This window comes from Halomicrobium sp. HArcht3-1 (genome assembly GCF_058933345.1).
The window spans coordinates 239,774-259,780 of sequence record NZ_JBZYDM010000002.1; the positions used below are offsets into that span (position 1 = coordinate 239,774).

The following is a 20,007-nucleotide window of genomic DNA, read 5'->3' on the forward strand; positions in this document are numbered from 1 at the left end:
TTGCCAGAGTGCTGTCCTGGTCGGACGTGTTTCGATGATGGACTTTCTGGAGCCGTCTCTCTTCGCACGTTCGGCGTAGCGTTCGAGTAGAATCCGCCGAACAGCCCAAACCGAACCCATCATACCGTCTGCAGTATACGTACATCCAAAATTATGAACAAGAATCCCGACGTTATATTTAAAGAGATGCTCCATGTGAATCGGTACACTATCGTCGCCGCCGCGGTAGGTATCGCAAACGTCGTCGTTCTCCTCTTGGCACACTGGAACATCGACCCGCAGATGTTCTCGGACGGCGGAATAGTACTCGTCCTCACGGCACCGATCGTTTTTCTCGGCCCGTTTCTTCTGGGGGCAGTCCCCGGATATCTGCTGGTCCGCTATCGAATCGTGTCACCGCTACCGATCAGCGGGTTCCTGACGTGGTTCGCGTTCGTCGACCGTGGAAGCATGGAGCCGTTCATCGCACTGTACTCGAACCCCATCGTCCACATGTACGTCCTCGCCGCGCTCGCCGTCGTCGGCTTCGGCGAGTTCCTTGTCCGCCATGTGGCGCCCTACATCTCTCACGACCCGCTCTTGTAGCCCACGCAGTCACTCCGGGAGTGCACGGGGTTCTTCGACCACGATACGGACCCGACACTGATCCGAGACTACCTTGAATCCACAGTTACGTGGTGGCAATTTTTGTGCCACCGCGCGAAACAACTGCGTCGTGACCCTCCATCTCGATCGGATCGATACCAGCAATACGAGAGCGGCACTCCGGTTCGGTCTGCTGTACGGTGTGATTGGCGGCATCGTGATGATGGTGCAGGCGAGACAGAACCCGGTTGCTGCGTTCGTGGAATCACCACTCGGGATGACGGTGCTGGCGCTGTTGCACATCCTATTCCTGATCGAGGTTGCGAGTCTCGTCGGCTATCTCTGGACGAAGTATTCCCTCGTGACACCTGTCATCATCATCGCACTTCTCTCGCTCGATATCGTTCAGCCCGACTCGCAGTCTCTCGGCAATCCGTACGTGCGGAACATGTTCGGTCTACTGTTCTCGCTCGGAGCGATGACTGCTCTTGGCGTCGCCGAATACGTTCTCCGGTCTATCACCGGGCTACCGATGGCTGAGCAGTGAGGCTCGTCGACACCGCCTTTTCCTTCTTCGTGGGAACAGGCACAATCGTTATATTCTCGCCCGGAGTCACAACGCGTACAGTCATGCTCCGACGCGACCCCTCCCATCTCGACGAATGGGCTTCCTTGCTCGGTGAAGGTCTGGCTGAAGATCTCGTCGAGCCAGAGGGGCAAACCCGGATGTTCAGCGACACCGAGCAGAACTGAGCCCTCAGCTCGCTCACGGTTACCTGCTGTACGGCACTCCCAGTGTCTCCTTTCCAAGCCCTCGCTGACACGGATCGACGACAGTCGCTGCCCCCTCAGCGGAATGCGTCGTGACCTGCGCGCGTCACGAGCGATCGCGCAAGCGCCACGGATACCAGAGTGAGTACGACGAGGATCGCCATAGACGGGATGAGCGTGTCGTACAGTCCACCGAAGGATTCAACAGTGACGACGGATCCAACGTCCCGGCCGACGATCACGCTCCGAACTCCGTCAACCGCGTACGTCACCGGGTTGATTGCAGCGAGCGGACGGACCCGCGTGGGATACGCGTCCAGCGGTAAGAGTCCCGATGAGAGAAACAGAAGGGGTGCCTGTAGCAGATTCGTCCCGATCGTGATCACTGTCTGGTCTGTCGTGATCAGGGCGAGCGTGTTCGACACGATCATGAACCAGATCGCGAAGACGAAGCAGACCAGGACGATTCCGAGGACGCCGGCGAGTCCGGTTTCGATGGTGGCACCGAGCGCGACCGCGAGGCCGAGAACGATCACGACCTGCAGCGCGACCCGGAGGAGTTCGGCGGCGGCCTTCCCGGCGAAGACGGCGCCCCAGCTCATCGGTGTGGCGCCGATCTTCTCGAACATCCCGCTCTCGATGTCGTCGACCAGGCCCACACCAGAGGCGATGGACGACGCCAGCGATGCTTGCACGACGACGGCTGGAACGAGAAAGGTGACGTAGTCGACGCCACTCAGGTCAGACGGGGCCAGCGCAGCCACGCCGACGGCACTGAACACCTGTGTGAACAGTAAGAGAAACGCGACGGGTTGGACGACGGCGACGACGATGACGAACGGGTTGCGGAGTGCTTTCCGATTCCACCGTTTGAAATTCGTCCAGATATCACCGACAACGGTGTCCTTGCGGGAAGCAGCCGGTGGCCCGGTTGGGCTGTCAGTTACCGATCTACTCATCGCGGACACCCCTTCGACCGAACCCCCTTCTTTTCGGCGGGCCCGATCGAACAACACTGGCGTGGACAGATTCGCTGGCGGTCGTCGATTCGGCTGTCTGCTGCTGACACAGTTCTAGTACAATACACATATCTCTTTGAATTAAACCTCTTACGATTACACTCTACTCTCTGGCTCCGTGACACCGACGCCGTCGTTTCGGACCGCCATCTTGCCACCAGGCGCCTCGGTTATCGGCCTCCAACCTCGCTACACTGGAGCCACCTCGTTAGTGAGCTTCATTGGGCCACCTCGTTAGTGAGCTTCATTGGGCCACCTGGTCAGTGAGCTTCACTGGAGCCACCCCGTCAGTGATGGTCTGTCTCGCCATTCTCCGTCGATCCAGAACGCGCGGACAGCGAGCACTGCGAGGACGGCGAGCGCCAGGGCGGCGACAATTTGCACCCCGTTCGTCCCGTTCTCACCGGTCCCAGCCACGATTCTGAAACCAGTGAGAACGAACAACACCGAGAGGCGCCGATCCGCCCACGCAAGATAGATGAACGAGGCGGTCGGGACGAGTAGCCCGCCGGAGAGCACGAGGATGGTCCGAGCCGGGAGCCAGAGAGCGACGCTCGCAGCCGCGACGAGCGCCCACCCCCGAATGAAGGGAGACCATCCGTTGTACGTCCAGACGGCGTATATCACGACGGCGACGAGTACCAGTGCCAGCCCCTGTAGCTCGTTGATCACTCCCGGGGCAAGCGGGAGAGATTCGAGCGCCATCACGAGAACGAATCCGAAAACGTCGATGCAAAGGACTGCCAGGAGGTGTGATCGGAGCGTGCCAGTCTGGTCGCGTCTCCAGCCGAGATACGCCATAACGGGAAAGAGTGCCGGGAGGAGCACTCGCGGCTGTGTAACCGTGTCGACGATACCGTAGGCGGCGTTCGTGAACATATTTCGACCACTCGAAGCAGAGTTACATCGCTTACTATCTTGGAACAAATCTTTCCTTCAGGCTCCTTTTCGGGATTTGTTCGGCGCGAACGAACGGCCATGGTCCGTCGTGGGACGGTCTGTGAGCATCAGCTGTGTTTACCGTCGATCTCCCCGAGAGCGAGCAGTACCGCGAGTCCGCACCACACCACTGTCAGTGCGAACAGGATCGCGAGCGCTGGGACGAGCGTGTCGTACACGCCGCCGAATCGATCCATCGAGAGGACAGTCATCACGTCGCGATCGAGCACGAGTGCTCGGACGGCGTCGGCAGCGTAGGTGACCGGATTGATCACTGCGAACCGCTGAATCCAGGTCGGCAGGACCGACAGCGGCAGGAATCCTGACGAGAGAAAGAGGAGGGTAAACTGGAGGACCGTCGTACTGGAGCTGATCGACGCTCTGTCACGGGTCACCAGTCCCAGTACGTTCGAGACGGCGGTGAACCAGATCGCGACGAGCAGACAGATGAATACGATCCCCACGACTCCGGCGAGTCCGGTTTCGATGGTGGCACCGAGCGCGACCGCGAGGCCGAGAACGATCACGACTTGACCGGTGATACGGAGGAGTTCGGCGGCGGTCTTGCCGGCGAAGACGGCGCCCCAGCTCATCGGTGTGGCGCCGATCTTCTCGAACATCCCGCTCTCGATGTCGTCGACCAAACCGATCCCCGATGTGAGGGCCGAACCCAACGACACCTGTAATACGACGACCGGGAGAATGAACGATAGGTAGTCGACACCCTCGAAGCCGGCCTGTTCGATGACGGTCGTCGCGGCGGTCCCGAACAGCAGACCGAACGTGAGGAGTGTGACGATGGGCTGGAGTAACGAAACGACGACGACGAACGGGTTGCGGAGTGCCTTCCGATGCCATCGTCTGAAGTTCGTCCAGACGTCCCCGAGAACGGTGTTGCCGGCCCGATCACTCGACTGCTCGGCGTCGAGTCCCAGGTCGCGAGCGCTCATCGGCGATCACTCCTCCAGCGTATGCTGGTGGCTCCCCGTTCGAGGCCACCCGTCAGCGTGGGTCGCTCCCCGTGTCCGGGGCAATCCCCGAGTCTCTGGAACCTGCGTCGTATTATTCCGAGCACTATTTACTTATACTATCTAATCTAATAAATAAATATTCTTCGGCACGCTGCTGCCGACGATTCAACACCTCCTGTGAGGCGCGCGAGCACCCTCAGACGCTGGTGACGGTGGCGCGGTGCGTCGTCGTCGGTCTGAGCGTCATCGATGGCGTAAACGAGAGTGGACCGTCGACGGCAACGTCGAGACGGGTTCGACCGACCATCACGGCGAGGGCGATCTTCATCTCTTGGCGCGCGACTTTCTGCCCCGGACAAAACCGGGGACCGCCGCTGAACGGGAAGTACGCGAACTGTGGCCGGTCCGCATCGTCTTCCCAGCGGGACGGATCGAACGTCTCTGGCTCGTCCCAGAACTGTGGATCACGATGAGGGACCCACTGCGGGAGGAGGAACTGCGCTCCGTCCGAGAAATCGTATCCCCCGACTGTCACGGAGGCGGTGGCCATCCGATTGACTCCCACCGTGGGTGGATACAGTCGCAGCGCCTCGGAAATGACGTTCTCTGTGAGGGATAGTTCGTCGACAGTCGCTGGCGTGAGTCGGTCGCCGTCCACGTGACGCTCGTACTCAGAGCGCAACGCGTCGTACACCGACGGGTGTTCGTTCAGCAGTCGCCAGACGTGTGTCAGAGCGATCCCCGGGGAAGAATTCCCTGCCAACAGCATCCCGACGATGTTGTGCCGAACCTCCGTCTCTGAGAGGACTCCCTGTGCAGCCGCTCGCATGAGTACGGAACAGACGTCGTCTCGACTGTCAGTGGTACGTTCCGGGTCAATACACTGATCAACGTAGGCGTCGAGTTCTTGCACCCGCTGTTCGAACCGTCGCGCAGTGGGTGTCGGGATCCAGTCGGGGAGATACCGACCGATCCGTCGCAGGTTCGCTCGCTCGATCAACGCGTCAGACGCGTTCAGGACCACATCTTCGTCGCCCCGAATGTCGATGCCCAGGAGGGTGTCGGCGAGCATCCGGAGTGTAACCACCCGCATCCGTTCTTTCAACCTGAAGGTCTCCCCCTCCGTCCACTCGTCGACCGACGCGACGGCCTCGTCGATCATGCGACTGCGATACGCTTCGACGGTATCACCGGTAAACGACGGCCGAATCGCCTTGCGACGCTGCTTCCAGTCGTCACCTGTCGACATGTTGACGGCAGTATCGGTAATCCCCGAGAAGCTCCCTTGTTGGGCTGGTCCGATAGTGAAATGGTCATGTTTTTCAACCAATATTTCCTGGATAACGTCCGGACTGGTCACCAGATAGAACGATTGAATTGGCGTCTCGATCTCGACGATATCCCCTCGTCTTCCGTACTTTTCGATGGCAGCGACCGGGTCCCGTGCGTACTCGAGCGCGTGTCCGAGCACCGGAGCGCTATTGGGCGTATGGAGTGTGGTCGTATCTGTCATTGTGATTAGTCTCGTTCGTTTCTGCAGGTTATTCTATCGAGGCGCTCGGCTGCTGGGTCGTTTGCTCGTTCCGAAACCCGGTTTCCAGAACGCTGTAGAGCTGTAGTGACAGCAAGTGTACGAGCAGGAGTACAGCCACGAACACGTCTTTCGAGGCCGCGACGAGGACGGCAGCGCCGGTTAACTTGATTGCGACTTCGACGTATCTGGTGGTTCGTCGTCCACACAGCGCCGCAATCGTTACTTTCCCAGCTTCTCTGTCACCTTCGATGTCTTTCGCGTTCCGCGCTTCGAGCCCCGCAAACACGATCAGGAACCAGCTCGCGAACAGCACTCCCCCGTCGAGTGGTGTGACCGTCAGGTCCGAGATGAACACGTAAATGAAAACGAGCATGTATCCCCAGGTGAACGCGACTGCGAGCGAATCGAGCGGGAATGGGACGTTCTTGATCTCGTCGTATCCGAGCAACACGATCAGCGGCAGGTGTCCCAGCGCTACGCGTGCCAGTCCGTTCGGATCCGGTGTGAATACGGTGACACCCAGCGAGAGTTCGAACACGAGCAGCGCGAGCCCAGCGATGGCGAACAGTTCCCGTCGGTACTTCTCTACGAGTGCAGTCCGACCAGGATTGTTGATCCGATCTTCCTTGGTGACGTTGATCCGATCGGCGATGTAAACGAACGTCATCAGCGATATCCCTGTGAGGAGGCCGATTCCCGCGTCGAGCGGTCGACCGCCGAGAAACAACGCGGCGATAACGATGATGAGTGCCGAGTTGACGTTGAGATAAAGGTTACAACTGACGAATAGGTTATAGATGTCCGCCACCGTGTATCTATCGTTCACATTACCGCCCCCTACGCAATCGGGCGGGCCGTTCAACTGTGGCTATCGCCTCCGTTCCGTCCTGTCTCCAGCTGGATCGAACAATCGCCTCGTGGGACTTGCTTTCAACCCGTACTTGTCTCATATTTGTCGCACTAGTTTTCGGAAATTAGTACGATAAATTACTTCCGATATGTATGTATAAATAATAATTTTATAATGGATGGTAGGTAGTGTCCCCCCGGAAGATCGATACCCTCTCCGATCAGTCGTCTCCGGCGGGCACGCCGGCGCCGGACGTGGTGGGGGCGTCAGTCTCGTATTTACTCCACAGCGCAAGGAGGCTCGGCTGGACGTACACGCTCGCGACGAACGAGTACACGATCCCGAGTGCCAACACGATCCCGAACTGCTGGAGCGCTGGTAACAGCGAGAACGACAGTACCCCGAAGCCGGCGGCCGTCGTCACGGCACTGCTCATCAGCGCGCTGCCGGTGCCGGTTACGGTACGGACCAGTGCGACGTTGACGTCTTTCGTCGCGTGCCACTCCTCGGCGAACCGCTCGCTGACGTGAATGGCGTAGTCGACGCCGAGACCGACCGAGATGCTCCCCACGAGCGCCGTGATGAATCCGATCGGAATGCCGAGGAACGACATCGTGCCGAGGAGCCAGATGACGCTGAAGAAGACCGGAACGAGCGTCATCGCTCCGAGCGTGAGGCTCCCTCTCGTCACCCGGAAGACGATCGTCAGTAGCGCCAGGATGACGACGAGGGTGACGCTCAGACTTTCGATGAGCGTCGTCGCCAGCCCGTCGTTCAGGTTCTTCGCGATGACGGGGGGGCCTGTGGCCGTGGCGTCCACATCGGTGCCTGTTTCCATCGTGGCCGCTGCGTCGTCGAGCGGGGCGACCGCTGCGTCACGGCCGACGTTGCCGTCCACCGCGATCCGAAGTCGCATCGCAGTGTATTCGCCATCGTCGCTCTGGCGCAGTGTTCGCGTCGCCAGATCTGGCGTCGCCGCGTGGAAGGCGTCGTAGACGCTCACCAAGTCGCGGTCGGGAACTCCATCACCGTCGGTGTCGGCCTGGTGGAAGGTCGCGTTGAAGCTGTCGTTCTGCCGTGCTGCACGCTGCATCGCCGTGAGCGGTGTTTCGATCTCGGGCGAGTCGTTCGGACCACGCAAGACGGCGTCCGACGCCGCTGCGGTATCGGTGGCAGCGCCCGTTCGATCGAGCACTGCGGGGTCAGTCACGTTCCCCTCGACCAAGACGTATCCCTGCATGTCCGGTGCCTGGAACGTCGAGTAGATGAACTGGCGATTCTCTTTGAGGTAGAACTCGCCCGGACGGACCTGTTCTGGGAGCTCCTCTGTCCACTCCGGCGGTTCGTCCGCCATAAACGCCGTTTCCGGGGTCGCGATGTCGATCTGGCTCGCGCCGTAGGCACCCCCCGCCGTCAGGAGCACCGCGACGACGACCAGCGCCAGTGGTGCGTGGTTCGCGATCGAAGCCCCGCCCTCTAGCACTCGGCGGATCGGTCCGGTGGAGCCGAGCGACGAGGCACTCCGGTCGAGTCCGAAGCGGGAGAGGAGAGCGGTAACTGCGGTCTTGAGTGCCGGAACGAAGATACCGAAGACGAACAGTGTGGCGACGATACCGACAGCGGAGACGATCCCGAACACCCGGATATCGGGGAGGGCGCTCGTGAGATTCGCCAGGAACCCGATTGCGGTCGTCGCCGTGACGAGCACGAGTGCTGGGCCGACACCGACAAGCGCACGCCGCATCGCGGTCCGTGGTCCGTCGTCGTCGCCTTCGCGTTCCTCTCGGTATCGCATGACGACGTGGAGCGCGTAGTCGACCGAGAGCCCGATGAGTAGTATCGGGACCGCGATCATCGTCTGATTGAACTTGAACCCGAGCCAACCCATGGCTCCGAACGTCCAGATCAGGACAACGAGGACGCCCACGAGCCCGAGCGCAATGTCGATCGGATCGCGGTACGCGATCGTCAGCGCCAACAGGACGAACAGGAGCGCCAGCGGACCGAGGATCGAGAGGCTGTCAGCCATGGCCTGTGACTGCTGACCGCTCAACAGCCCGCCCCCGAAGACGTAGTAGTTCTCCGTGGCAGGCTGATCTTTGGCGATGGACCGTGCGGCGCGCTGCCCGTCCGCGACGCGATCGGAGAGCGCGACATCGACCTGGACAGTGCCGTCTGTCTGCTGGGTCATCACCAGTAGGTGCGTGTCTGCGGTCGCCGTCCCGGGCTCGTAGTCACGCGGGAGCAGTCGGTACGCCGCCCGTCGCGCTGCCGTCTCACGGTCGGGATCGAGGACCTGTTCGACGACGGCTGCGACCGTCGCTCCATCCATCGAGCGTAACTGCTCGATCTGTTCGTCCAGTGTCGGCGGTTCGGTCGCGGTGCTCCCCCCGGTCGTCGCGTTCACCGAACCCGTCCCGTTCGCTGTGGATGGCTGGGTCCGCGATTGGGCCGTCGAGCCGTTCCAGCCTGTGATGACGCAGTCACACAGCCGTTGGCGTCGCTCCCTGGCGATGGCCGCTCGCGCGACCACGTTCGCGACGCTGACCGTCGCGTCGTCGTCGACGAGCGTGCGGTTCACGGTGTGGTTGTTTTGCAAGGCGCGCTGGTACTCGAGTGTGCGAATCAGCGACGCCTTCGAGAGGGCGTTCCCGCTCTCGTTTTCCACCGCAATCATGGTCACTGTCGTGTTGGCCGGACGCGTCGAGAAGTGGTTCCTGATCTCGCTGTACGCCGCGGCGGCCTCGGACTCCCCGTCGAGACCGCTGGTACCGGAGGACTGTTCGATACCGCTCATGCCGGCACCGAGGACGGCGGTCGTCAGCACCATCAGGAGAACAACCGCCCAACTGTACTCGGTGACGGCCGAAGCGATGCGATCGATCACCGACATCAGCTTCTCACCGGCATGACGCCGCTCGCTGTCGTCGATCGGTTCTGTTCGAGCGAACGCCGGGCGGCCCGTCCTGTCGACTCCCAGCGAGTCAAACGGGTCAGCCCGTCGACGTTCGTACGTGGGTCCGTTGGCATTGTTTCGGTGGACCCGGTCTACGTCCGAGAGGGTTCTGTGAGGTATAGCTGGGGGTTTTATTACCCTGTGAACAACCGTGGTGATCAGTCGGCCTGTGAGCTGCTCGCCCGCGACAGGAGGACGACGGTCGCCGCCCCGAAGACGACGTTCAGTACGAGAAGGACGGCAACCGCCGGGACGAGCGTATCGTACAGCCCGCCGAACTGATCGACGGCGAGTACTGTCATCACGTCGCGATCCAGCACGATCGCACGGACCGCGTCGACGGCGTAGGTGACAGGATTGATTTTCGCGATGACCTGCGGGATTCCCGAGAGCGTCGACACCGGCAGGAACGCCGACGAGATGAACAGCAGTGGGAACAGGAGTGCGTACGCGGCCCCGTCGAGGGCCTCCTGATCACGCGTCAGCAACGCGATGATGTTCGCGACCGACATGTACCAGGTTCCGAAGAGGAGACAGACGGCGACGATGCCGACGACACCGAAGACGCCGGTCTCGATGGTGCCACCCATCGCCACACCGAGGCCGAGGACGATCAGGACCTGAAGGACGATCCGGAGGAGTTCGGCGGCGGCTTTGCCGGCGAAGACCGCGGTCCACCCCATCGGCGTAACGACGACTTTCTCGAACATTCCGCTCTGGAGGTCTTCGACCAGCCCCATGCCCGAGGAGATCGACGACGCCATCGATACCTGCACGACGACGGCTGGGACGAGGAAGGTCACGTAACTGATATCACTGAAACCGCTCTGCTCTATCGCCAGGGCACCGGCCTCGCCGAACACAGCGGTGAACATCAGCAGCGAGAGCACTGCCATGACGACATCGATGAAGACGGCGGTCGGATTCCGCATCGCCTTTCGGTTCCAGCGCTTGAAATTGACCCAGATGTCGCCGAGGAAACTGTTCCCCGCGGGCGTCTGTCGGCTCCCTTCGGCGTCGAGGTTCGGCGTGCTCATTCTGTGTCTCCGTTCACGTCGAGATCGTCGACACGGTCGTCGGCGATGGCGAGGAACACGTCGTCCAGCGAGGCTTCCTGAATGTCGAATCCAGTCACGGTCACGTCCGCATCGCGGAGGGCGACCAACAGATCCGTCCCGTGCGTACTCGCCCTCTCCGTCGTCACCCGGACACCGTCGGTCGTCGTTTCGACCGTCGCGTCTGCCTCGAACAGATCGCTTCCTCGAGCGATTTCGGCGGCCGAGTCCACGGCGTCGGTCCCCCCCTCAACGTTGATATCGAGGATTTCACCGCCGACGCGACGTTTCAGATCGTCTGGCGAGCCGTCTTCGACGATGACCCCGTCGCGGATGACCGCGAGGCGGTCACAGAGTGCGTCCGCTTCTTCGAGGTACTGCGTGGTGAGGAAGATCGTGGTCCCTTCGTCGTTGATGCGCTCGAAGTAGTCCCACAGCCGGTTTCGAGCCTTGGGGTCGAGTCCAGTCGTAGGCTCGTCGAGGAACACCAGTGCTGGATCGTGGACGAGGGCGGTAGCGGCGTCCAACCGTTTTTTCATCCCGCCGGAGAACTGCTCGGCGGGGGTGTCGCTGACATCGACGAGGTCGACGAGGTCGAGCAGTTCCTCGATGCGGTCACCTCGGTCACCTCGTGGGACGCCGTAGGCCTCGCACGCGAATCGGAGATTCTCACGGGCGGTCAGTTCCTCGTCGACGCTGATCTCCTGTGCCATATAGCCGATCGTCCCTCGGACGGCGGTCTGTTCGGTCGTGGCGTCGTAGCCGTTGATGGTCACTTCCCCCCCGGTCGGTTCGAGGAGCGTCGCCAGCATCTTGATCGTCGTCGTCTTCCCGGCGCCGTTCGGACCGAGAAACCCGAAGAACTCACCTTCGGGGATCGAAAGGGAAATTTCCTTGACGGCTTCCGTCCCGTCAGAGTAGGTCAGACGGAGATCCTCAACGTCGACCGAGAGCAGACGTTCGTTTGTTCTGTGCGCTGTCTTGTTGGGTCCCGCAGACTCTGCCATACGTTGGTTACGTCACTCTAAACCCTCGTTGAATAGTATTTTGTGAGGTATAGACAGGGGTTTTATTAATACAGAAGAAACTCTGAGATATATGAAATACATCCAGGCGACTGTGCGCATCGATCCGGAGCGGGCACCGCCGCTTTTCAATCTGCTCGCGAACTCGGCCGAGATCGAAGAAGCCCGTGTCCTCGATGTCAACACGACGCTGGATGGGGTCGACAACTATCTGTTCGCAATCCACGGTGATCCGACGACCTTCGGTGACACGGCGACAGACACGCCGGGCGTCACGTCGGTCACGCTCTCGGACACCCAGGAGGGAGTCACCTACGCGGTCGTCGTCGTCAATTCGCTGGAGACACCGATGTACGATGCGCTCCAGCGAGCGAGTTCCCAGGGTGGGCTCGTGCTTCGCACCCCCCTCATCTACCGTGACGGCAAAATGTACGGGCGCGGCGTCGGTGACCCTGAACCCCTCCAGCAGGCCCTCGACGATACGCCCGATTCGCTCGACATCCAGATCGACGAGATCGGCCGCTTCAACGGTGCACTCGACGATCCGGTCTCGACGTTGAGCGAGCGACAGCGGGAAGCGCTCGAGATCGCTCACGCGCTGGGATACTACGAGCAGCCTCGTGGGGCGACCCATGAAGACGTGGCCGACGAACTCGGGTGTGCGCCGGTGACAGTGAGCAACCACCTGCAGAAGGCCGAGGCGAAGGTAATCAACGCCGTTCTCGACAAGTTCGGTCCGTCGATGTGACGTGTTTCCTGCCGGAACCGGTGATCTCGCCGCGTGATAGCGGGGCCATCGTTGTTTGTGACTGGTGCTAAATTACACCATAAGATTTAGGTATATAATATCGAAAGCTTGTCGCGTGAACCACATTTCGACACTGCTGCGGCGCGAATTTTTGAGTGGGGTGGCATCTGTCGCCCCTGTCGTGTCGAACTCCGGATCAGACACGGGTGATCAAGAGACTGCTCCACTTCCCGATGATCGCGTCGGTCGGTCGATCGAGGCCGCTCGCTCCTGGCTGTTCGACAACCGACGCGGTGAAGACGAGGCCCACTGGGATACGACGGTTCGGGGGACGGGTGAGTTCGGGCATCTGCGGCAGACGCTCTACTATGCGCTGTTACTGGCGCACCTCGACGAACGACCGGCCGCGAAAGAACGGTGCGTGTCCTATCTGCTCGATCAGCGCTCGTCAGGGGCAGGATGGGGGGACCGCGTCACGAACTACGGTGCGCTCCTACTGTTCGACCGGCTGGACGACGAGTACGACCGGTTGCTGACGGAGGTAGAAACCGAGATCGAAGCTGACGAACAGCGACTCGTACCAGCGATCGCACGCGACGATCCGTCCGCAGACACCGGTGCGACCTACGACCTCCGGCTCATCTACGCCGTGATGTCGAACGAGTACACCTACGAGGAGCTGTTCCCCCGGGACGCCCCGCTCCAGATCGGTCGGTTACTCTCCTACACCGAAGCGTTCGAGGGAGCGACGATTGCCGCGCAGGATAATATCATTCGGGACCCGTTCATCGGTGTCATGAGCGCCGATTACCTGATCGGGTCGGCCGCCTACGAGGGATCACTCGGGCGCCGGGAGCGGAAGCTACAGCGATGCCTCGAACGCGTCCTGCGCAGTCGCCGACTCACGAACGGCGCCTGGGGCACGTCGACAGTGACGGTGCTCGCGACCTTTGCGCTCTCAGCACGTGGCTACGACGGGTCCAGTGACGTGGTACGGTACCCCGTCGACTGGATCGCTGAGAACAGACTCACTGAGGCGGGGCGGGTCGAAATCTGGCGGCTCCCGGTCTGGGACACCGCCCACGCGATCGACGCGCTCCACGAGACCGGTATCGACACGGACGATTCGCGGCTCCGCGCTGCCGCTGCATGGCTCTACGAGGCCCGTAACCCGCAGTCGTCGGTCGATCCCGACGGGACGACGCTCGATCGCCAGCCTGCCCCGTTCCGGACGCATCACGGTGCCGGCTGGGGTTACATGCCCCACATCTACTCGGATTGGGACGACACGTCGATCGCAGTCGAGGTGCTCTCTTCGTTCGCGGGCACGCCACTCTCCGAACACGGGCAGTTCTTGCTCGATGTGCAGAACAGCGACGGCAGTTGGTCGACGTTTACCACGGACTTCGACCCGCTCGACGATGCGGAGATCGAACGCGTCAAACCGAGGATCGACGACGGCCTCTACCGGCGGTTTTTCGGCAGCAATCGATCACCGGACGTGACCGGTGGTGCGCTCTCGGCACTCGGGAAACTGGGCTACTCGATCGACAACGAACAGATCCGCGCCGCCGTTTCGTTCCTCGACGACGCGCGGGCGGCCAACGACATGTGGATCGGTGTCTGGGGCCAGGGGTTCACCTACGCAACGGCCCGCATCCTCCGTGGTCTCAGGCAGGTCGGCGTCGGCGCCGACCGGCCGCTCGTTGCCGACGCCGCTCAAGCCCTCCGAGCACGACAGAACGAAGACGGTGGGTGGGGCGAGGACAGCGCGTACGACGCGAGCGAACCGAATCCACTCGATGTGTCCTACCAGACTGCTGCGTCGACACCGACACAGACCGGGTGGGCCCTACAGGCACTCCTCGCCGCGGGCGTCGATCCGGCTGCGCCCGCAGTCGAGCGAGGGGTCGACTACCTCGTCGAAACCCAGCAGTCGGACGGCTCGTGGCCGGTCCACAAGGTCATGTACAACTGGGGTGGCCTCGGATACAGCACGGTCGCGACGACACAAGCTGGAGTGCTCAAGGCCCTGGGGATGTACGAAAACACCCGGTAATCAGTTCTGGAGGGGCGACGGTGGTCCGCTGGCGCTCGGTTCGCCGTGGCGGTGCCCGCTCAGCACCCGTCGTCCCACCACCGATCAGAGACTGTCACTCGGACAGCTTCTCGTACTGCTCGCTGAGCTTCTCGCTGGCCTCGGCCATCAGCTCTCGTTCGTAGTCGTCTACGTCCCACTCGACGACTTCCTCGACCCCGTTCGAACCGAGTTTGACCGGGACGCCGAAGGCGGTGTCTTCGTAGCCGAACTCGCCGTCCAGCACGACCGAGCCGGGCAGCACCTCGCCGGTATCTCGCAGGACCGCCTCGACCATGTGGGCGACGCCGGTCGCCGGCCCCCACTCGGTCGCACCCTTGCGTTCGATCACGTCCATTGCGCTCTCTTGGAGTTCGCCGAGAATCTCCGCTCGTTCGTCCTCGGAGAAGTCGGGATCTTCGCCGTCGATGCGGACCTTCGAGAACACCGGGACCTGTGCGTCGCCGTGCTCGCCGAGGATGGTCGCCTCGACGTTCTGGACCTGTGTGTCGAACCGTTCGGCAAGCACGTATCGGAAACGCGCCGAGTCGAGTCGCCCGCCGAAGCCGATCACTTTCTCGCGGGCCCGATCACCGGTCTCGTAGAGGTGACGGTTCAGCAGGTCGACCGGGTTCGAGGTGGTGATCGTCACGTAGTCGTCGTTGTACTCCGCGAGCGACGAGCCGATGTCGTCCATGATCGGCGCGTTGTCGCCCGCCAGATCGATCCGTGTCTGTCCGGGCTGGCGTGGGATGCCGGCCGTGATGACGACCACGTCCGAGCCAGCGGTGTCCTCGTAGGTGCCCTGCCGGATCGTGGTGTTCGAGTCGTAGGCGACCCCGTGGTTGGTGTCTGCGGCCTGTCCGATCGTTACGTCCTCTTGATCGGGGATGTCGACGTAGACGAGTTCGTCCGCGATGTCGCGCAAGGCGATGTTGTAGCCCGCTGCGGCACCAACGGTACCAGCCGCGCCGACGACGCTTACCTTTGTCATGGCATTTGATACCACCGGACGGCTGAACGAAAAACGTGTCGGAGCGTGCAACACGCGTGCGGTGTCTCTCCCGTCGAATTGGGGGACACAGCGTTACGACGACGTGTCGTCGTACTGGTCGTGTGCGACACCGAACAGGAACCCCGAGAGAAAGAGGAGTTCGTTGCCGGCGTAGTACGCCGTCAGGACACCTTCGACGACCCCGCTCACGACGGTGGGGGCGGTGAGACCGAGAACGGCCAGTACGAGTGCGACGATGGCGGCGAGTTCGGCCAGCCAGAGCGTAATTCGACCGGACACGTAGCCGACCAGAAACACGACGAGCGCGCTCACGAAGGACACGTCCCCCCGTTGTTCACGCCGGACGATGAGTCTTTCCCGCAAACCCTTTTCGCCCTGACGGCCAGGATACGGATATGAGCGACTTCGACAAAGAGGCCGAACGCGAGAAACTTCGCGAGAAGTACGGCGACGACGAGGACGACCGTGCGGCGACCGAACAGATGAGCGAACTACTGTTGAAGGGCGCGACGATGACCAACGCCCACTGCAACAACTGTGGCGATCCGATCTTTCGCTACGACGGGCAGGAGTTCTGTCCGAGCTGTCAGCGCCCGGTCGACCGGGGCGAGGCAGGCACCGAGGACGCTGGCGACAACATCGAGATGACGACCCCGAGCGACGACGCGACGGTCCACTTTGGCGACCAATCCGAGACGGCCGACGAGCCGGAGCCGTCGGCACAGACGAACGGAACCGCACAGTCAACACCGGACCCACAGTCCCCAGCAGCGACCAGGGAGCCGTCGGGCGAGGTCGGCCAGCCCCACTCGGCACCGTCGGTCGATCCGGCGACGACGGACACCGCGCCGTCGACCGACCAATCCGCAGCGCCGGCACCGTCGAGCGGTGCGACGGCAGCGAGCGAGCACCTCGCGAACGCACAGACGCTCCTCGCCCAGACGATCGAGACCTACGCCCAGCGTGCCCGCGACGCCGACAGCCCGCGAGCCACACTGGAATATCTCGAAGCCGCCCGCGAGGCCGCTGCGACGCTCGACGAGACCGGCTTCTGAGGATCGACGACTCCACCGGGCGATCAGGAATCCGCTCGTGGGCCTGCCTCCGTGGTGGCCCCGTCGTGTGTGCAGGTCTCGATTGCCGTGACGATCTCTTCGACTGCTGGGAACTCCTGTGGCGTGTCTCCACCGAACGCCCTGACCGCCGTCAGATCCCCGTCCCCGTCCTCGCTGGTCCGGCACAGGACGGCAGCCGGCAGCTCTCGCAGGTGTCGCTGATACTGATCGAACGTATCGAACCGGTCTTCGTCGCTCGACGGGTCGGGATCGGCCAGGAACGGAAACGGCAGTTCGTAGCGCCGTTGCCAGACCGCCCCCGTTCGACCTGATCTGGCAACACCGGGACGACGGCCGTCGACCGGGCCGCGAAGGACTGGTACGCGTCCGCGAGCGATTGGACGATCTCACGACAGAGCGGACAGTAGTGACTTCGCAGGAGGACGACCAGCACAGCGTCGTGGTTTGCCGCGAGAGCAGACGACGAGAGCAGTGCTCCCCCCGCAGTAGCGTCGGGCAGTGTAAATTCGAGCGATACATCTCCGACTGTCTGGCTCGTGCTCACGCTCTCGTGACCCCCGAGAACAAGTGCTGACTAAACGATCTTAAACCTAGTCCAGCGTGGCGATCGACACAGGGCTGATCCACGCCTCGCGCATGAACGCGCTCGCTGGGCGAATCATCCCTCAACTCGGAATGATCCACGCCTCGCGCATGAACGCGCTCGCTGGGCGAATCATCCCTCGAACCTACTGCCCACGACTTCCCGAAACCGTTCGGCGGTCACCTCACCCACACCTTCGACTTCCATCAGGTCCTCGGCGTCGGCGGTCATCACGGCTTCGACGCTGCCGAAGTGTTCGAGCATCGCCCGCGCGGTCACCGGACCGACTTCGGCGACCGAGGTGACGACGTACTCCTGCTGTTCGGTCAGGGTCTTGGATTGCTTCTCGCCGTGGACGCTCACTTCTCGATCGGACTCGTCTTGCTCGCGGCGGGCGATCGTCTCCAGTAAGTCGGCGGTCTCGCCCTCGTCACTCGTCCGAAGGATGCTCGCGCCGAAGTCGACCGCCAGCGACGCCAGTGCGCCCTGGATCGCTTTGTGGTGGACGTTGCGCTCGCCATAGAGGTTCTCGCCCTCGATGACGACGACCGGGCGGGCGTAGTAGCGGGTGGCGTCGCCGACCTGCTCGAACATCGAGCGGTCGCCGCCGGTCAGTGTATCGAGGAAGTCCGAGACGGTCTTGCGTTCGACGACGACCCGATCAGAGAGAACGTAGTCCCCGACCGCCAGCGTTTCCAGTTCGGTCCGGACGCCCTCGCGAGTCGAGAGATCCCGTGCGATCGTCGAGTCTAGTTCGCGCTGGTCGGCGACGATTGCCACGTCCTCGCCGTCGGCGTGGGGTTCCGGCGTCGACCCCTCCGTTTCCGATGGAGTGTCGTCGCTGCTGTCGCTCTCGCCGTCGCTTTCGCCCGATGGCGACTCCGACGCTTCACTTCCACTGAAGGCATCGAGACCGGCCTGCCCCTCGTCGTCGCTCTGCTGGCCCGCGGTCGTGTCAGTCGCCTCGTCGCGCGCCTCGTCGTTCGCGGGTCGTTCCGCCCCGCTCGCACGACCCGAGGACTCCCGCTGGTCGTCCTCGCTGCTCGCGTGTCGCTTCGCTCCCGCTCGCTGTTCCGAGGCCCCCTCCTCGCTGCGCTCGTCGCGCGCCTCGCTGTCCTCGAACTCTTCGACATCGGCCTGCTCGACCCCCAGTTTCGACTCCAGTTGGCCGGCGACGTTTTTCAGCGTCCGCAGTTCACTCTCCATGCGTTTCTCGTCCTGTCGTGACTTCCAGAAGTAGGCCTCGTCGCGGGTGTCCTCGGCGAGCAACACGACGACGTTGCCCTCGGTCTGGCGACCGGTTCGGCCCTTGCGTTGGATCGACCGGATCGCGGTGGGGACGGGTTCGTAAAAGAGGACCAGATCGACCTCGGGCACGTCCAGTCCCTCCTCGGCGACGGAGGTCGAGACCAGCACCTCGAACTCACCGGCGCGGAACCGATCCAGCGTCTCCTGTTGTTCGTTCTGGGTCATCCCGTCGCTGCCGTCGGTGTCGCTCTGGCCGACGAACTTCTGGGTCTCGAAGTGATCGGAGAGGAAATCGGTCAGCGTCTCGGCGGTGTCCCGCGATTCGGTAAAGACGATGACGCGCTCGCCGTTCTCGATACCCAGTGTCTCGGCCAGCAACATCCGGGTGCGGCGGAACTTCGGGTGCAGGTCGGTGAAGTTCTCGGCTTTCCGCATCGCCTCCATCACCTTCGGGTCGGAGACGAGGCGCTGGTCGGCCTTCGACGCACCGGAGGAGCGGGCTGCCTCCTTCTGGCGCTCGAAGTATCGGCGCAGCGCCTCGACGCTCTGGGTCTCGGCGTAGGTGACGGCGGTCCTGAGCTTGCGGATCTCCGCGAGCAGGCTCATGCCGCTGTAGCCCTCGCTCTGGTCGTTGTCCATCAGCTCCGACAGCTGACCCTGTATCTTCTGTATCTCGCGTTCGGACACGTCGGGCTGGGTCGTCGAAGTGACGCCCAGTTCCTTGAGCTTTGTCAGGCGGTCTTTGACCACGTCGTTGATCGCGTCGCGGATCTCGATGACGGTCTCGGGCAACTCGATGCGTTTCCAGTCGACGTCCGTATCGTGGGTGTATTTCGCCACGTCGGCGTCGTCCTCGGTCATCACGGCCACCTCGCGCAGCCCGAGGTTCTCACACACGGTGAGGATCTCTTCCTCGTCGCCACCCGGCGAGGCCGACATCGCCGTCACGAGCGGGTCGTCGGCGTCCTCGTGGTAGCGTTCGGCGATGTAGTTGTAGGCGTAGTCACCCGTGGCGCGGTGACACTCGTCGAAGGTACAGTGGGTGACCGAGGAAAGCGAGATGCGATTCCCGACGAGGTCGTTCTCGACGACCTGTGGGGTCGCGATGACGACCCGGGCGTCGTTCCAGAGGTCGGCTCGTTTGGCCGGGCGCACGTCCCCGGTGAAGACGACGATCTCGTCGTCGGGCACCTGCAGGGCTTCGCGGTAGAACTCGGCGTGTTGCTGGACGAGCGGTTTGGTCGGGGCGAGCAGGAGGGACTTCCACGCCGCATCTTGTATCCGCTCGGCGGTGACGAGCAAGGAGACGGTCGTCTTGCCCAGCCCGGTCGGGAGACAGACGAGGGTGTGGTCGTCAAGCGCCTGCTCGGCCAGCGTTCGCTGGTACTGGCGTCGTTCGAGCAGGCCCGGCGTGATCAGGGGATGCTCCACGCGGGCGTCGTCGCTCCCGGCGTCGGCGTCGGACTGGGCCATCTGTGCGGGCTTTGGCCGGGAATCAGTTTAAGCGTTCGCGTACCGCGGTGAAAGTGGTCTCGTCGGGGGCCGGTACAGCATT

The 20,007-nt window shown here is 62.4% G+C and carries 18 protein-coding genes and 1 pseudogene; 7 read left to right on the forward strand and 12 right to left on the reverse strand.

The genetic code is table 11. The annotated features are described in order from the left end of the window. Positions 1–153 precede the first annotated feature (153 nt). From AC5FRW_RS04280 to AC5FRW_RS04290, 3 genes are all read left to right on the forward strand, one after another. The gene (locus AC5FRW_RS04280) at positions 154–585 is read left to right on the forward strand and encodes a hypothetical protein (protein WP_493567191.1); all 432 of its coding nucleotides are present in this window, start codon (positions 154–156) and stop codon (positions 583–585) included. Between the two features lie 130 nt (positions 586–715). Then, a complete protein-coding gene (locus AC5FRW_RS04285) occupies positions 716–1,132 on the forward strand; it encodes a hypothetical protein (RefSeq protein ID WP_493567192.1) in 417 nt (138 codons plus the stop codon). A gap of 83 nt (positions 1,133–1,215) precedes the next feature. Further along, entirely contained in the window at positions 1,216–1,338 is a 123-nt protein-coding gene (locus tag AC5FRW_RS04290; protein ID WP_493567193.1) for a hypothetical protein, read from the forward strand. 95 nt (positions 1,339–1,433) lie between these two features. On the opposite strand, the gene AC5FRW_RS04295 is transcribed toward AC5FRW_RS04290, so the two are convergent. From AC5FRW_RS04295 to AC5FRW_RS04330, 8 genes are all read right to left on the reverse strand, one after another. Then, the gene (locus AC5FRW_RS04295; RefSeq protein ID WP_493567194.1) at positions 1,434–2,315 is read right to left on the reverse strand and encodes an ABC transporter permease; all 882 of its coding nucleotides are present in this window, start codon (positions 2,313–2,315) and stop codon (positions 1,434–1,436) included. Between the two features lie 330 nt (positions 2,316–2,645). Then, entirely contained in the window at positions 2,646–3,254 is a 609-nt protein-coding gene (locus AC5FRW_RS04300; protein WP_493567195.1) for a hypothetical protein, read from the reverse strand. Between the two features lie 128 nt (positions 3,255–3,382). After that, on the reverse strand, positions 3,383–4,264 hold the full coding sequence (locus AC5FRW_RS04305) for an ABC transporter permease (RefSeq protein WP_493567196.1): 882 nt from the start codon (positions 4,262–4,264) through the stop codon (positions 3,383–3,385). A gap of 217 nt (positions 4,265–4,481) precedes the next feature. After that, entirely contained in the window at positions 4,482–5,798 is a 1,317-nt protein-coding gene (locus tag AC5FRW_RS04310; protein WP_493567197.1) for a cytochrome P450, read from the reverse strand. A 28-nt stretch (positions 5,799–5,826) separates the two neighbouring features. After that, on the reverse strand, positions 5,827–6,681 hold the full coding sequence (locus AC5FRW_RS04315; RefSeq protein ID WP_493567198.1) for a UbiA family prenyltransferase: 855 nt from the start codon (positions 6,679–6,681) through the stop codon (positions 5,827–5,829). 208 nt (positions 6,682–6,889) lie between these two features. Next, positions 6,890–9,562 (reverse strand): efflux RND transporter permease subunit, encoded by a 2,673-nt coding sequence (locus tag AC5FRW_RS04320; RefSeq protein ID WP_493567199.1) that lies wholly within the window; start codon positions 9,560–9,562, stop codon positions 6,890–6,892. A 221-nt stretch (positions 9,563–9,783) separates the two neighbouring features. Next, positions 9,784–10,662, reverse strand: coding sequence for an ABC transporter permease (locus AC5FRW_RS04325; protein WP_493567200.1), 879 nt, complete (start codon positions 10,660–10,662; stop codon positions 9,784–9,786). Then, on the reverse strand, positions 10,659–11,687 hold the full coding sequence (locus AC5FRW_RS04330) for an ABC transporter ATP-binding protein (RefSeq protein ID WP_493567201.1): 1,029 nt from the start codon (positions 11,685–11,687) through the stop codon (positions 10,659–10,661). Before AC5FRW_RS04330 ends, AC5FRW_RS04325 begins: the two co-directional genes overlap by 4 nt. Positions 11,688–11,778: 91 nt before the next feature. On the opposite strand from AC5FRW_RS04330, the gene AC5FRW_RS04335 reads away from it, so the two are divergent. After that, on the forward strand, positions 11,779–12,453 hold the full coding sequence (locus AC5FRW_RS04335; RefSeq protein ID WP_493567202.1) for a helix-turn-helix domain-containing protein: 675 nt from the start codon (positions 11,779–11,781) through the stop codon (positions 12,451–12,453). 181 nt (positions 12,454–12,634) lie between these two features. Further along, positions 12,635–14,512 (forward strand): hypothetical protein, encoded by a 1,878-nt coding sequence (locus AC5FRW_RS04340; RefSeq protein ID WP_493567203.1) that lies wholly within the window; start codon positions 12,635–12,637, stop codon positions 14,510–14,512. A 94-nt stretch (positions 14,513–14,606) separates the two neighbouring features. Here AC5FRW_RS04340 and mdh read toward each other — a convergent pair whose 3' ends face one another. Beyond that, positions 14,607–15,524: a malate dehydrogenase gene (gene mdh, locus AC5FRW_RS04345; protein ID WP_493567204.1), complete on the reverse strand. Its 918-nt coding sequence runs from the start codon at positions 15,522–15,524 to the stop codon at positions 14,607–14,609. 93 nt (positions 15,525–15,617) lie between these two features. Then, on the reverse strand, positions 15,618–15,857 hold the full coding sequence (locus tag AC5FRW_RS04350; protein WP_493567205.1) for a hypothetical protein: 240 nt from the start codon (positions 15,855–15,857) through the stop codon (positions 15,618–15,620). 83 nt (positions 15,858–15,940) lie between these two features. On the opposite strand from AC5FRW_RS04350, the gene AC5FRW_RS04355 reads away from it, so the two are divergent. Both AC5FRW_RS04355 and AC5FRW_RS04360 read left to right on the forward strand, forming a co-directional pair. After that, positions 15,941–16,600, forward strand: a complete 660-nt coding sequence (locus tag AC5FRW_RS04355; protein WP_493567206.1) for an Sjogren's syndrome/scleroderma autoantigen 1 family protein — start codon at positions 15,941–15,943, stop codon at positions 16,598–16,600. Positions 16,601–16,665: 65 nt separating this feature from the next. Beyond that, a complete protein-coding gene (locus tag AC5FRW_RS04360) occupies positions 16,666–16,932 on the forward strand; it encodes a hypothetical protein (protein WP_493567386.1) in 267 nt (88 codons plus the stop codon). A 47-nt stretch (positions 16,933–16,979) separates the two neighbouring features. Here AC5FRW_RS04360 and AC5FRW_RS04365 read toward each other — a convergent pair. After that, positions 16,980–17,165, reverse strand: a pseudogene (locus AC5FRW_RS04365) (redoxin domain-containing protein); the annotation flags it as partial. A gap of 171 nt (positions 17,166–17,336) precedes the next feature. Continuing rightward, on the reverse strand, positions 17,337–19,925 hold the full coding sequence (locus AC5FRW_RS04370; protein WP_493567207.1) for a DEAD/DEAH box helicase: 2,589 nt from the start codon (positions 19,923–19,925) through the stop codon (positions 17,337–17,339). Positions 19,926–20,007 lie beyond the last annotated feature (82 nt).

What these genes read in the sequence shown, in the direction of transcription:
- AC5FRW_RS04280 (WP_493567191.1), top strand. Translation starts at nt 154, where the DNA reads ATGAACAAGAATCCCGACGTTATATTTAAAGAGATGCTCCATGTGAAT.
- AC5FRW_RS04290 (WP_493567193.1), top strand. Translation starts at nt 1,216, where the DNA reads ATGCTCCGACGCGACCCCTCCCATCTCGACGAATGGGCTTCCTTGCTC.
- AC5FRW_RS04295 (WP_493567194.1), bottom strand. Translation starts at nt 2,315, where the DNA reads ATGAGTAGATCGGTAACTGACAGCCCAACCGGGCCACCGGCTGCTTCC.
- AC5FRW_RS04300 (WP_493567195.1), bottom strand. Translation starts at nt 3,254, where the DNA reads ATGTTCACGAACGCCGCCTACGGTATCGTCGACACGGTTACACAGCCG.
- AC5FRW_RS04305 (WP_493567196.1), bottom strand. Translation starts at nt 4,264, where the DNA reads ATGAGCGCTCGCGACCTGGGACTCGACGCCGAGCAGTCGAGTGATCGG.
- AC5FRW_RS04310 (WP_493567197.1), bottom strand. Translation starts at nt 5,798, where the DNA reads ATGACAGATACGACCACACTCCATACGCCCAATAGCGCTCCGGTGCTC.
- AC5FRW_RS04320 (WP_493567199.1), bottom strand. Translation starts at nt 9,562, where the DNA reads ATGTCGGTGATCGATCGCATCGCTTCGGCCGTCACCGAGTACAGTTGG.
- AC5FRW_RS04325 (WP_493567200.1), bottom strand. Translation starts at nt 10,662, where the DNA reads ATGAGCACGCCGAACCTCGACGCCGAAGGGAGCCGACAGACGCCCGCG.
- AC5FRW_RS04330 (WP_493567201.1), bottom strand. Translation starts at nt 11,687, where the DNA reads ATGGCAGAGTCTGCGGGACCCAACAAGACAGCGCACAGAACAAACGAA.
- AC5FRW_RS04335 (WP_493567202.1), top strand. Translation starts at nt 11,779, where the DNA reads ATGAAATACATCCAGGCGACTGTGCGCATCGATCCGGAGCGGGCACCG.
- mdh (WP_493567204.1), bottom strand. Translation starts at nt 15,524, where the DNA reads ATGACAAAGGTAAGCGTCGTCGGCGCGGCTGGTACCGTTGGTGCCGCA.
- AC5FRW_RS04355 (WP_493567206.1), top strand. Translation starts at nt 15,941, where the DNA reads ATGAGCGACTTCGACAAAGAGGCCGAACGCGAGAAACTTCGCGAGAAG.
- AC5FRW_RS04370 (WP_493567207.1), bottom strand. Translation starts at nt 19,925, where the DNA reads ATGGCCCAGTCCGACGCCGACGCCGGGAGCGACGACGCCCGCGTGGAG.